11 protein-coding genes and 1 other annotated feature are annotated in these 12,849 nt (G+C 46.8%); of the genes, 8 read left to right on the top strand and 3 right to left on the bottom strand.

Annotation, left to right across the window (positions count from 1 at the left end; all coding sequences use genetic code 11):
* Positions 1 to 231 precede the first annotated feature (231 nt).
* Both H0266_RS17275 and H0266_RS17270 read right to left on the bottom strand, forming a co-directional pair.
* Positions 232 to 702 (bottom strand): PH domain-containing protein, encoded by a 471-nt coding sequence (locus H0266_RS17275; protein ID WP_181473700.1) that lies wholly within the window; start codon positions 700 to 702, stop codon positions 232 to 234.
* Positions 703 to 774: 72 nt separating this feature from the next.
* Positions 775 to 2,166 carry a bifunctional metallophosphatase/5'-nucleotidase gene (locus H0266_RS17270; RefSeq protein ID WP_181473699.1) on the bottom strand — a complete coding sequence of 464 codons (1,392 nt, stop codon included), beginning with the start codon at positions 2,164 to 2,166 and terminating at the stop codon, positions 775 to 777.
* Positions 2,167 to 2,330: 164 nt separating this feature from the next.
* On the opposite strand from H0266_RS17270, the gene H0266_RS17265 reads away from it, so the two are divergent.
* Positions 2,331 to 3,332, top strand: coding sequence for an aldo/keto reductase (locus H0266_RS17265; protein ID WP_181473698.1), 1,002 nt, complete (start codon positions 2,331 to 2,333; stop codon positions 3,330 to 3,332).
* A 104-nt stretch (positions 3,333 to 3,436) separates the two neighbouring features.
* On the opposite strand, the gene ileS is transcribed toward H0266_RS17265, so the two are convergent.
* Positions 3,437 to 6,526 carry an isoleucine--tRNA ligase gene (ileS, locus tag H0266_RS17260; RefSeq protein ID WP_181473697.1) on the bottom strand — a complete coding sequence of 1,030 codons (3,090 nt, stop codon included), beginning with the start codon at positions 6,524 to 6,526 and terminating at the stop codon, positions 3,437 to 3,439.
* Positions 6,527 to 6,620: 94 nt separating this feature from the next.
* Positions 6,621 to 6,847: a binding site (T-box leader), on the bottom strand.
* A 250-nt stretch (positions 6,848 to 7,097) separates the two neighbouring features.
* Here ileS and H0266_RS17255 point away from each other — a divergent pair.
* The 7 genes from H0266_RS17255 to H0266_RS17225 all read left to right on the top strand — a co-directional run bounded on the left by H0266_RS17255 (position 7,098) and on the right by H0266_RS17225 (position 12,835).
* Entirely contained in the window at positions 7,098 to 7,865 is a 768-nt protein-coding gene (locus tag H0266_RS17255) for a class I SAM-dependent methyltransferase (protein ID WP_181473696.1), read from the top strand.
* A 71-nt stretch (positions 7,866 to 7,936) separates the two neighbouring features.
* The gene (locus H0266_RS17250) at positions 7,937 to 9,268 is read left to right on the top strand and encodes a cytochrome ubiquinol oxidase subunit I (RefSeq protein WP_181473695.1); all 1,332 of its coding nucleotides are present in this window, start codon (positions 7,937 to 7,939) and stop codon (positions 9,266 to 9,268) included.
* A 2-nt stretch (positions 9,269 to 9,270) separates the two neighbouring features.
* Complete coding sequence (locus H0266_RS17245; protein ID WP_181473694.1) at positions 9,271 to 10,296, top strand: cytochrome d ubiquinol oxidase subunit II; 1,026 nt, start codon at positions 9,271 to 9,273, stop codon at positions 10,294 to 10,296.
* A gap of 277 nt (positions 10,297 to 10,573) precedes the next feature.
* Positions 10,574 to 11,524, top strand: coding sequence for a glutaminase A (gene glsA, locus H0266_RS17240; RefSeq protein WP_181473693.1), 951 nt, complete (start codon positions 10,574 to 10,576; stop codon positions 11,522 to 11,524).
* Positions 11,521 to 11,967 carry a DUF4385 domain-containing protein gene (locus H0266_RS17235; protein ID WP_181473692.1) on the top strand — a complete coding sequence of 149 codons (447 nt, stop codon included), beginning with the start codon at positions 11,521 to 11,523 and terminating at the stop codon, positions 11,965 to 11,967. The genes glsA and H0266_RS17235 overlap by 4 nt, the downstream gene beginning before the upstream one ends.
* Before the next feature lie 84 nt (positions 11,968 to 12,051).
* A complete protein-coding gene (locus tag H0266_RS17230) occupies positions 12,052 to 12,381 on the top strand; it encodes a hypothetical protein (RefSeq protein ID WP_181473691.1) in 330 nt (109 codons plus the stop codon).
* 49 nt (positions 12,382 to 12,430) lie between these two features.
* The gene (locus tag H0266_RS17225) at positions 12,431 to 12,835 is read left to right on the top strand and encodes a nuclear transport factor 2 family protein (RefSeq protein WP_181473690.1); all 405 of its coding nucleotides are present in this window, start codon (positions 12,431 to 12,433) and stop codon (positions 12,833 to 12,835) included.
* Positions 12,836 to 12,849: the final 14 nt, after the last annotated feature.

Raw genomic sequence — 12,849 nt, 5'->3', positions numbered from 1 at the left:
CTTAATCCAAAAAATAAACACCCCTCAGGAAAGGGGCGTCGATTTTTCATGCTTAAAGCCGTTTGACTGGAGACATGAACGAAAAAGCGATGTAAGTGAGTGATTAATTAAGGACGTTTCCAAACTCCATCACCCTTAAAAGTGTTTTGAAAGGAGCGGTTAGGACACTTTCTATCAATCTATGTTGGCAAAAAGGTCATAATACCATGAAAGTCCAGATCCTATTCTGAATTACTTATAAGAAATATCATGGACGTCCATTTCTGCCTGAGGACACGAGCTGCCCAGGATATTGAGAAATTCCTCGCGATTATCAGGAGAGATTTTCAAGCTTTTTTCTCTCCCTTTTTTCACAAAAATAATCTCTAGAGCGTTTCCAGATGTAAGAAGAATATCATCTCCGAAATAGACGTCTGCTGTTGTACGGATTTCGGTGATAGCGTGATAAGGAATCTTTCTCTTGAACAGTCCTCCTTGTGCATATAAGTGATCATCCCGAAATTCATATTTCACGTTGAAAATGATCAGCACTGCGGTCATAAGAAAATACAAATAGATCGCCGACCATACGACGATAAAGTAAGGGTTACGAGTAACCTCCAGAAAGAAAAACGGGAGCAACAAAAATCCTGTAATCTGAACAAAATACTTGGCTGTGTAGATAGCGAAAAAACGGTCTTTCTCTCCTGAAAATGTCAGCATTCAACCATCCCTCTCCTATTTTAGTGTGCCAGTGACTAATTCATAACCCCGGCGGCACTGAAGTGTATTCGACTAGCGTTGATGAGCCAACGCTTCTTTGCTCCAGCGCTTTTCAAACGCACGCTCCACATGGGCTTCGTCTTTCGCGTACATTTCGATCACATCACGGATTTCCTCAGGCCGGTATTTCTCATTTCTGCTGTTGGCAAGCGATGGATAGCCAGACCCTCGATGTAAATAATCCGAACTCCCAACCGTGTACCAGGTCTCATCATCTACCGGTTGACCGTCGATTGTGAACTCCGTAATTCGTTCGCCGTCATGAGAAACGGTTGCACCGGACACGTGCAGCCGGCCTGCATATTTTCCTCTGAATCCAGGCCCTCTTCCATCTGCTAAACAAACTTGTGCGTCCAAAGAATCCTCCAGCGCTTTTTTAACATCCTTCCCTTTCACTTCAAAGGTTGTCGGATTTAAAGGAGAAGGACTGACCTCAATCAACTTCTTCTTTGAAACAAAATCGAACAACCCTGCACTCACAATGCCGCTATTGATGAGCCCGAAATCACAATCCAACATCTCCTTAAGACCATCAGCGATCAGGTTGGTCAACGGATTTTCTTCAATGACGTCATGCCAGAGCGGGCGGTAGAGGTCATACAAAGGCTGACGCAAGTTCTCGATGGCTTTCACCTTATTTGTAGCTAGGATCGATTGGATCGTTTGATCTGGTTCCGCTTGATTAGTCGGTAACATCTTCGAATCAATCAACTCCAATTGCCCATCTTTGTATTCAACTTCGACAACCCCTACATGTTCCGCATAGTTGCCGGCACTGTTGTGAATCGTCCCGTTTTCGAGTCTAGCCTTATCAAATAATTGGTGGTCATGTGCTGAAATGATCACATCGACTTCCTCGAACGCCTCAGCAAGTTCAGCATCCGCTTCGGTTCCGACGTGACTCAGAACGATACAGACATCATACGCTCCCTCGTGAAACTCCAACTCACGCTGCAAGGCTTTTTTGTAATCATCGACATGGATGCCAAGCCCTTCATTGAACCCACCCAAATCTGGTGATGATCCCGTTACAAGGATACGCAAGCCTTGTTTTTCAATAATGGTACTGGAGACGACTCCTTCAACAGGTGTCTGGTCGGATCTCAATAGATTGTTTCCGATAAAAGGAACGCGGCTTTGGCTCGCCATATGTTGTAAGGTATCCACACCATTGAATGTTTCATTGTTCCCGATGGTCAGGGCGTCGTACCCGACATGCTCCAGCATCTCAATGGCCGCCAATCCACGCGTCCCCTGCAACTCAATGCTTTTGAAATCCGCAAAGTCCCCTCCCTCAAGTAAAAGGGTTTGTTCTTGTTTATGTTGTTTGATGACGGTCACGGCTTTTGCAAAATTTTCGTAATTGCTATGGATATCATTGGTATGTAGAATCGTAAGCTTCATAGTATCCTCCTGAAATGTTAGACTATTCAAAATCTATTATTTCAAATTTGTTCCACTTCTACAAATGTTTTTCTGATATCTCCACTTGAACATCACCACATCGAAACGTTTCAAGTCAGGTAATATAAGGGAAACCACCCTCCATAAAGGAGGAACGAAAATTTATGAAGAAAGTGAAATTAGGTAGAAGTGAAGTGGAAGCAACGAGAATCGCTCTTGGTACATGGGCAATCGGCGGAACAGGTTGGGGTGGCACGGACGAACAACAATCCATCGAAACCATTCAAACCGCTATAGAAAAAGGAATCACCACCATCGATACCGCGCCTGCATATGGGCAAGGGTTATCGGAAGAGCTGATCGGAAAAGCGATCGCTCAGTCCAATGTGAACCGTGAAGATCTTGTGCTCGCAACGAAGGCAGGAATCGATTGGTCTGATCAAGGGAACTACCGCGACAGCCGTCCTGAGCATTTGGAAGAAGAGCTCCAAGCGAGTCTCGATAGGCTGCAGACCGATTATGTAGACCTTTATCAAATCCATTGGCCGGACACAGATGAATCCATAGAAGCGACAGCGAAGAAGATGAAAGAGTTTTATGAAGAAGGGAAGATTCGTGCGATTGGGGTCAGTAACTTCAGTCCAGAACAAATGGAAGAGTGGCAAGAACACGCTCCCCTTCACACGTCGCAAATGCATTTGAATATGCTGCAGCGCTACTTGATCAACTGGTTCGAGTATTGCCGCAACCATGACATTGCAACATTATCCTGGGGATCTCTCGCTCACGGTATGCTGACAGGCAAATATACCAAAGATGCCACTTTCCCTGATGACGACTTACGCAGCAACATCGAGTTATTCCAAGGGGATAAATATCCAAGTTTGATTGATGCAGTGGATGACTTGAAAGCCTTCGCCGCTAACAAAGATCGTAACTTGATCCAGTTGTCGGTTCGTTGGCTGCTCGATCACCCGACTGGCTCCGATGTGGCGCTTTGGGGCGCACGAAAACCGTCTCAGCTTGATGGTGTCCAAGAGGCGGATGACTTCTTGCTCACGAATGAGGAATTGCAGTTGATTGATGGGATTTTGTATAAGCATGTGGATGATTTGGATAACGGGACGCTTAAGGAGTATGGTCCACCGGTGAGGTCTGAAGTTTAAATCATTTATTCTCTACTTTAAGACTTAAACAAAATACTAACTATTATATGTAAATAGAAAATGTCCGTTCCCCTTATTCAAGGGAACGGACTTTTTGATTTTCTTTATTTCTGCAAGGCTACCTTCACTTGATTCTCTCCAACCGTAAACTCTTTCATGCCTTCCGCTTCCCCTACAGTCAGGTTGTTCACGAGAACATTTTCACGGATTAAGCTTTCGTTTTGTTGGATCGCTCTCTTGATGTCTTCGTCCCCATCAAGGGCGATATCGACGCGAAGATCGATTGGGAGATCTTGTGTTTTACGATCATCCTGGATGACACGGATCACTTCACGAGCAAGGCCTTCCAGGCGAAGCTCTTCGGTGATCGTCGTATCTAGAACGACGTGGAAGTCTTGGTTGGATCCCATTGATAGTCCGGAATCCGCTACGCGCTCGACGTTCAATAGATCCATGGACACTTCAACGTCCCCATCATTCGTTGGGACGACCACTTTCTCGTCTTGAACGACTTTCGCTGCTTCTTCGTCAGACAATTTCTCTAAGAATCCTTTCACGACGCCGACGTTCTTCCCTAGAACGGGTCCTGCCGCGCGGAAATCAAGCTTCACTTCGTAACGGACTAAATCATCAGAGGATTGCTTCACAATCACTTCTTTGACGTTGATTTCGTCACGGATGATGGAGCTGTATTTTTCTAACGCTTCGCCGAGAACCGGGTTCACCGGGATGACAACAAGCTCAGATAGTGGCTGCTTCGTCTTGATGGATTCTGTGTTACGTACGCCACGGGCCAGTTCAACCACTTGCAGCACAGCATCCATATCTTGTTCTAGCTGCTGATCGACGATATTGTCATCGACTTTCGGGAAGTACGCCAAGTGCGCGCTTTCTCCGGTTAAGTTTTGATAAATATCATCAGCCAAGAATGGTGTGAACGGCGCCATCAGCTTGCTCAATCCAGTCAGCACGTTGTGAAGCGTGTGGTATGCCGCTTTCTTGGATTCTGTCATTCCCTCTTCCCAGAAACGGTCACGGGAACGACGGATGTACCAGTTACTCACTTCGTCAACATACTTCTCTAGCGCTTTGGCTGCTTTTGTGAAATCGTAATCGTCTAAGGATTCCCCAACGACAGCTGTCACACTGTTCAAGCGAGAAAGTACCCAGCGGTCAAGAAGCGTCTTCTCACCAGCATCGTTCGGATCGAATTCGTAGCCGTCGATATTCGCATACAGCGTGTAGAATCCGTGCGTGTTCACAAGCGTATCGATAACTTTCGATTTCGCTTCCACCACAACGCGCTCAGAGAAACGCTTGTTGTTCCAAGGCGCACTGTCAGCTAGAAGAGCCCAACGGAAGGCGTCTGCACCGAACTTGCTGACTAAGTCAGTCGGGTTCAGGGCATTCCCTTTACTTTTGGACATCTTACGGCCTTCTTCATCCAGGATGTGACCTGTAGAAAGGACACGCTTGTAAGGCGCTTTACCTGTGAATAGAGTCGATACCGCAAGCAAGCTGTAGAACCAGCCACGCGTTTGGTCGATTCCTTCACAGATGACGTCTGCTGGGAATTGTTTTTCGAACTGATCTTTATTTTCAAACGGATAGTGCTGTTGGGCAAATGGCATAGAACCACTGTCGAACCAAACGTCGATAACCTCTGGTACACGGTCCATCGTGCCTTCACACTTCTCACACGTCAGTTGAACGCGGTCTACATAAGGCTTGTGAAGCTCAACGTCTCCAACATCGCCAATCGCTTTTTCTTGAAGATCCGCTTGGCTGTGCGGCGCGTATTGATGATCACAAGAATTACAGATCCAGATCGGCAGCGGCGTACCCCAGAAACGGTTACGTCCGATGTTCCAATCGACCATATTCTCAAGGAAGTTACCGAAGCGGCCGTCCTTGATGTGACCTGGGTGCCATTCTACTTGTTGGTTGTTCTCAAGGAATTTATCCTTCAGCTCAGTCGTCTTGATGAACCAGCTCTCGATTGCGTAATACAAGAGTGGAGAGTCACAACGCCAGCAATGAGGATAGCTGTGCTCGTATTTTTCTTTATGGAAAAGAAGTCCTTCGTTCGCTAGGTATTTCACGATATCGACGTCACAGTCTTTCACGAAACGCCCTGCGAATGGAGGAATATCTTCCGTATATTGACCTTGACCATCGACTACGTTGAAGAAGGACAAGTTGTGTTCTTTCACTAAGTTATAGTCATCTTCACCGTAAGCCGGTGCAATGTGTACGACACCCGTACCGCTCTCGGCGTTTACGAAGTCCGCTTCGACGACAAAATGACCACGCTCAGGCTTCACGTATGGGAATGGAGCTTCGTACTCGACATTTGCGAATTCGCTACCTTTGTGACGGGATACGACTTCATACTCTTCACCAAGGTTCTTCTCAGCTAATGCTTCTGCCACGATGTACACTTCGCCATCTTTCTTCGCTTTGATGTAATCAAGATCCGAATGGACAGCTAGTGTAACGTTTGCTGGAAGCGTCCATGGCGTCGTCGTCCATCCTAGGAAGAATTCGTTTTCTGTGCCTTTGACTTTGAACTTCGCTGTTGCCGAAAGATCTTTGACATCTTCATAACCTTGCGCCACTTCGTGAGAGCTTAATGTCGTTTGACAGCTCGGGCAGTAAGGCGTAACGCGGTGACCTTTTGAAAGCAGGTTACGTTTGTGCAAGTCACTTAAGATGTACCATACACTTTCGATATAACGGTTTTGAAGCGTCACATATGGATCATCCATATCGAGCCAGTACCCGATTGATTCCGTGAATTCACGCCACTCTTTCTCATAGTTGAAGACACTTTCTTTACACTTTTCGATAAACTTCTCGACACCGTACTCTTCGATCTGTTGTTTACCGGAGATGCCAAGCTGTTTCTCGACTTCAAGCTCTACCGGAAGACCGTGTGTGTCCCAGCCCCCTTTACGAAGAACTTGGTATCCTTGCATCGTTTTGTAACGACCGACGAAGTCTTTGATGACGCGGCCAAGGACGTGACCAGCGTGTGGAAGACCATTCGCTGTTGGAGGTCCTTCATAAAATACAAATGTCTCTTCGCCCTCGCGCTCGCTCATGGAGCGTCTGAAGACGTTCTCTGCGTTCCAGTAATCTTTGACGCGATTCTCGCGGTCGACTGCCGCTTCTTTCGTGTTCACACTGCGCATTCGTTCCACCTCTTACCCTTTTTATATTTGTGTTGCATGTAGAAATAAATCTTATGTTTCCAGAGAAATTAAAAAATCCGCCCCTGATTCAATCATCAGGGACGGATGTCATTCCGCGGTACCACCCATATTCCATGCATCCGCATGGCACTTGGTAAACAAAAAACGGATAACGGCCGCCACCGGTTCTCCCTACTCTGAATCATTTCAGCAGAACTTCTCGGAGATGATCTTCGGCAATCAGCTGTCATCGCCTTGCAGCAGAATGGCGACTCTCTGAGGACAGTTGTGATGGCTTACTCTTCTCGTCAACGAAAATATACATAGTTTCTTCATATACTATAACGAAATCTTTGGGATGTCAAAAACTTGTTATCATCCTGTCCACTTGGTTGTGAGAATATACTTTTTTGTGGATGATCGGTTTCGTATATTGTGTGCGGCTTCGGGGTTTTTGTGCGCGGCTTTCTGGTTTTGGGCGCGACTTCTTGGCTTTTGCGAGCGCTCAACCAACTTTGCGAGCGTTCGACACAACACGTCCGCTATAATGGAAGAAAAAGGAGGCGTTTTCATGTCTGACGAACAAAAAAATCAGGTACGACAAACCTTTTCCAAGAGCAAAGAATCTTATGTCACGAGCTCCACGCACAGCAACCGCTCTGATTTAGATCAGATAACTGAATGGCTTCAGCCACAACAAACGTGGACTGTGCTTGATATCGCTACAGGGGGAGGGCATGTCGCGAAGGAATTGAGCCGATCGGCGGGCACGGTTTTTGCGACAGATTTAACGAAAGACATGCTACAAAATACGGCGGATCATTTAAAACAAAACATGAACATCCACTACGTCGTGGCAGATGCCGAGGATCTGCCGTTTCTCGATAATCAATTCGATGCGGTGACGTGCCGGATTGCGCCGCACCATTTCCCGCATCCGGATCAATTCATAAGTGAAGTCGCTCGTGTCCTAAAAAATGATGGGCTCTTTTTAATGATTGATAATGTCGCACCGGCGGACGATGGTCTTGATCAGTTTTATAACACATTTGAAAAAATGCGTGACCCGAGCCATGCACGTGCACTGAAAATATCGGAGTGGGAACACTTGATTCGTCACCATGACCTCACAATTACGAAACAAACCGTCCGGAGAAAAACACTTCCTTATGCCGACTGGCTCACTCGAACGGTTTCCAATCCGCTCACCCAGAACGCAGTAAAGGAATTTTTATTACGAGCGAATGAAAAAGAAGAGCACTATTTTTCCATCATAAAAAAGGGTGACACGATCGAAACGTTCACCATCGATGAATGGGTCGTACTCGCGAAGAAATAAATGCATAAAACCTCTCTCTCATGGAAGAATAAGCTAAGCAATAAAGTATTTACAAGAGAGAGGTGTACATAATGGATGTTGTTGTCATGGCGAGGGCACTCTTTGGATCATCACTTGGCTTCCACATTATCTATGCAACCATCGGTGTCGGACTTCCTGTGATGATCATCATCGCGGAAATCCTCCATTTAATCAAAAAAGATTCGGATTATGCACTGATGGCCAGACGTTGGACGAAAGGGTTCGCCATCATATTGGCGGTATCGATTGCGTCAGGAACCATTGTAGGGGTCATGATTTCGCTCTTGTTCCCGAACTTCATGGAAATTGTCGGACAAGTCATCGCTTTACCTTTCCAAATGGAAATCTTCGCGTTTCTCATTGAAGCGGTGTTTATGTCAATTTACTTATATGCCGCCGACCGGTTGCCTACGAAATTGCGTATTGTCAGTATTTTTGCTGTGGCATTAGGGGCGATTGCCTCCGCCGTTCTCATTACGGACGTGCACGCCTGGATGAATACACCCGCTGGTTTTCGTCTGACGCCAGATGGGGGCATTACAGATGTAGATACATGGGCAGCCTTCTTTAATCCAAGCTTCGTCACATCTGCATTACACGTTGTTTTTTCCGCCTTTATGACCGTCGCGTTCATCATTGCATCCATTGCCGCGCTTCGTTTGCTGAAACGGAATATCTCAACGGAAGAACGGAATTACCATAAGAAGGCGTTGACGATCGCCATCTACTTCGGGTTGATTACGTCACTCGCGACATCGATCAATGGCCATGAAACAGCACAGAAACTTCACGAATATAATCCGAGGAAATTGGCCGCTGCGGAAGGGTTGTTTGAAACGACCCGATATGCGCCGTTATCGATCGGCGGCTATGCGTCGCTCGAAGACCAACGGGTCAAATACGCGATCGAGATTCCGTATGCCCTGAGTTTCCTTGCAGCGGACCGCTTCGATACGGAAGTGAAAGGATTGAATGAATGGCCGCAAGAATTATGGCCCCCGCTCTATGTCCATATTCTTTTCAATGTCATGGTCGGAATTGGATCGGTCTTGATCGTGATTGCGATGTTCGCTGTGTTTTGGAAGTTGGTTCTGAAAAAAGAGTACCCACCTTGGATGCTTGCTCTCTTCGTAGCCGGTGGACCTCTTGCGATGATCGCCATCGAGGCCGGCTGGTGCTTCAGCTGTATCGGACGACAGCCATGGACGATTACGGATGTCCTCAGAACTGGTGAAGCGGCAACTAAATCCGGAAGCGTCGGTTTCTTATTCGTCCTGTTCATCACGTTATATGTCACCCTGTTATTCGCTACAGCGTTCATTTTGAAATTTTACTTCAAACGGAACCCTGTCAGTAAAGATCTTGAGAAAGGAGCGAGCTGATTATGGAGGCATCTTCGGTCGCCATCACGATTCTTTGGAGTCTGCTTTTTGTCTATTCCATGCTCGGATCGCTCGATTTCGGAGCTGGGTTCTGGGGGATGGTTTACAGTAACGAGAACAAAAATACCAATGCTTCTGTGATCGCCAACAAATTCCTGTCACCAGCCTGGGAGATTACGAACGTCTTCTTAGTCATTTTCGTCGTTTCTGTCGTAACGTTCTTCCCGTTCGCTACGACCTTGCTTTCCAGCATCTTGCTAGTCCCTGTTGCACTAGGGTTATTCTTGCTCACCGTCCGAACAACCTTTATGGTGTTTGAACATTACGCGCAGCGGTTCCGGACATTATTGCGTATTACGTCTGGTGTGACCGGCTTGATTCTACCCGCCTTACTCGTCAGTATTCTGCCGATTACACTAGGTGGATTTGTTGATTTCGAAAATGACTATCCAAGACTCCACTACGGAGAGTTGATGACGCATCCGACGTTGTATATGCACATCGCTTTCGGGCTCTCGACAGAGTTGTTCATCTCGGCCGTATTCTTGATGGATTATGCGAAAGAAGCAGAAGACTGGTCGGCTTACCACACCTTCCGCAAACACGCTCTTTGGCTCGGTCCCGTATCGATCCTGGTTGCGGTGCTGACAATCGGGACGTTTCCTGTAGAAGCAGATTGGATTGTCCAAAATATCGAGGCCAACTGGCTCTGGTTCGGACTTTCGATTGTCTTTTTCCTCATCGGCTACAGCGCCCTCTTCCTCAAGCACCGTGATGGAAAGCGGGGATTTGCGAGACTTGCGGTTGTGTCGATCATCATTCAATATGGCTTAGCGATTTATGCGTACGGATCAGCCCACCTCCCATACCTCGTGTATCCGGATTTAACAGTGGCTGACGGGTTTACGAGCGCGAGCTTTTATCCGATGCTCATCATTTATGCGATCGGCTTTGGTATTCTGATTCCTGGGTTCATCTTATTCTGGAAGTTGTTCTTGAAGGATCGCCGCTATTTGAAACAGGAGTAGGGAGAGGGTTCCACTTAGGTGGAGCCTTCTTTTTTTGGCGTGATATCGGACATTTGTGTCGGGGTTTCGGACATGGTGTGGGCTATTTCGGACACGCCCTTTCTTATTTCGGACATCAGCTGCGTCTTTTCGGACAAACGCCCATTATTCAGACATTTGCTCACACCTTCCGGACACGCAACGCATTTTTTCGGACACCCAAGCACCCCCACCTCTCAACCGAACGTTATCTCCACACCCATTAAGGGTACAAACCAAACATCGAGGAGGCGAAACCATGAAAGAATTGACGACCGATTATTTAGAAGATGCCATAGAAGACAGCCGCCCATTCGCAGCTTCCGGCAATGTAAATATGAGCTTACCGAATTTCGATGAAACGATGAAGGACATGCTCGGCGTCTCCATCATTACGACCGATCAGCAATGTTATTCCGCTGGCGACCACCTTCAGGTCATCCCGATGCAAAGCACATCGAAAGTGGTCGGATTGATGCTTGCCTTGCAGGATTTCGGCAAGGAGCGAGTTTTCAATGCCGTCGGGATGGAACCGATGGGCGACTTCTTCAATTCCATCAGTCAACTGGAATCGTTCGACACGAGTAAACCGTTCAACCCGATGATCAATGCAGGGGCGATTGCCGTTGCGGCGATGATCAAAGGCCAAAGTCCTGAGAATCGTTTTTCCCGATACTTAGATTTTTTGAAAGAAATGACCGATAACGATCAGTTGTACATGAGTGAAGATGTATATGAAGCAGAAAAAGCCAACAGTGCCCGCAACCGTTCGCTCGCTTACTTCATGCAAAGTACCGGTACGCTTGTGACGGATGTGGAGGAAGCGCTCGATTTGTACTTCCGTATGAACTCGGTGATGATGTGCAGTGATGATTTTGCTCGAATCGGTCTGTTCTTAGCCTGTGGCGGACGATCGCCACAAACCGGTGAGCGACTGATTCCACCTCACCATTTACGAACAGTGAAAGCGATCATGATGACGTCCGGCATGTACAACTCATCCGGCCACTATGCAGTTGAGGCGGGATTCCCTTGCAAAAGCGGTGTGTCAGGGAGCATCATCGGGGCAATTCCCGGCCGCATGGGGGTGGGTGTCATCGGGCCTGCGATTGATGAAAAAGGAAACAGTACAGCGGGTGGGGCCCTCATCAAGAAGCTTTCTCAAGATTTAGGACTCAATATGTTCGGCGAAAAAGGAGGGTTTGGATGAGTTTCGATTATGATATTGATTTCGACAAGACGGACTTCCGTGAACAGCCGGAACTTTACCGCGTAGGACGAGGTGAACAAGGTGTTCTTCTCGTTGAACCGTACAAAAGCGAAATCCTCCCTTATTGGCGTTTCAAAACTCCTGACATCGCTAAAGAGTCGTCAGACAAGATCTATCAACTTTTCCTGGACTATAAGGAGAACGATGATTTTGTCGGGATGGATATGGCGCGTAAATTTTTGCAGATGGGGTACACCCGCTCGCGTCGCTATGCCAATTATAAGGGCGGGAAGAAATACGATGAAGACGGGGAAATCAACGACCGTGACATCGATGAAGTAAAAGCGAAGTCGGCTGAAATTTTTGAAGAAAAATGGATCAAAGCACGTGAAGATGAAGAATACTTAAAGAAAAAGAAGGATCACCAGAAAAAGTATGGTTAACGTTGACATTTCTGGCTCCTCACACGTAAGATAACATTAACCCGATAAACTTAATCGGGATTACATGTGTGAGGAGCCATACTTGTGAAAACATTTCCGTTTATTCTATTCACCACCATGCTTGCCTCTTGGGGACTGGGAATCTATTTCATTTCCATCGTCAATACGCCTACCATCATCATCCCCCTATTCGATCACTTCCTATGGATGAATCACTATCAAGGCTTCCTCGGTCTGACGCTACTCTTCACGATCACGACCATCCCCCTCGTCTTATATGCCTTTCAAAAGCGGGGCCAGCTAAGAAAGAAAAAGAGCTGGTACGCGCTATTTTCGGCTAGCCAATTGTTGTGGCTCGCGACTATGGCCGCTCAGACGAAAATCATCGCTTACAATCTAGGCATCTGTCATTAGAAGGAATTTCCATACGTATGTCGAACCTCATTAGGTGGAGGGGATGAATATGGATTTTTCTACATTTTACGAGTCATTCAAGGATCGGGCCAGTTCACAAGACTTAGCTTTTCTAAAAGAAACGATTGCAGAAGACTTCATTGCTCGCGAGATTCGGGACGGAGAAGCCGTGGATTATGGATATGAAGAGTCTGTCGAAGGCTGGAAGCAAGCGTTCGATCATTTCGAAGATAAGGATATGACGTGGGTGTACACGGATCATTCGATGACACAGACAAAAGATAAGGAATGGATTGTCTCGTTCTGGGTGTCCATTGTCTTGGATGGGGAACCGATTCCTACTTCGAACTTATTTTTCGATACGTTTCAAAAGACCGATGATGGTTGGAAGCTCATTCGTTCATACATCGAATCAGGTGTACAAAACCCTCATCTCGCCAAAAACTCCAATTAAAAAGAATGGGACAG

Origin of the sequence: Halobacillus locisalis (genome assembly GCF_013694105.1) — a bacterium.
In the GTDB taxonomy this organism is placed as follows: Bacteria; Bacillota; Bacilli; order Bacillales; family Halobacillaceae; genus Halobacillus; species Halobacillus locisalis.
The sequence above is the reverse complement of the archived record's forward strand: the minus strand, read 5'-3'. Positions and strand labels throughout refer to the sequence as shown.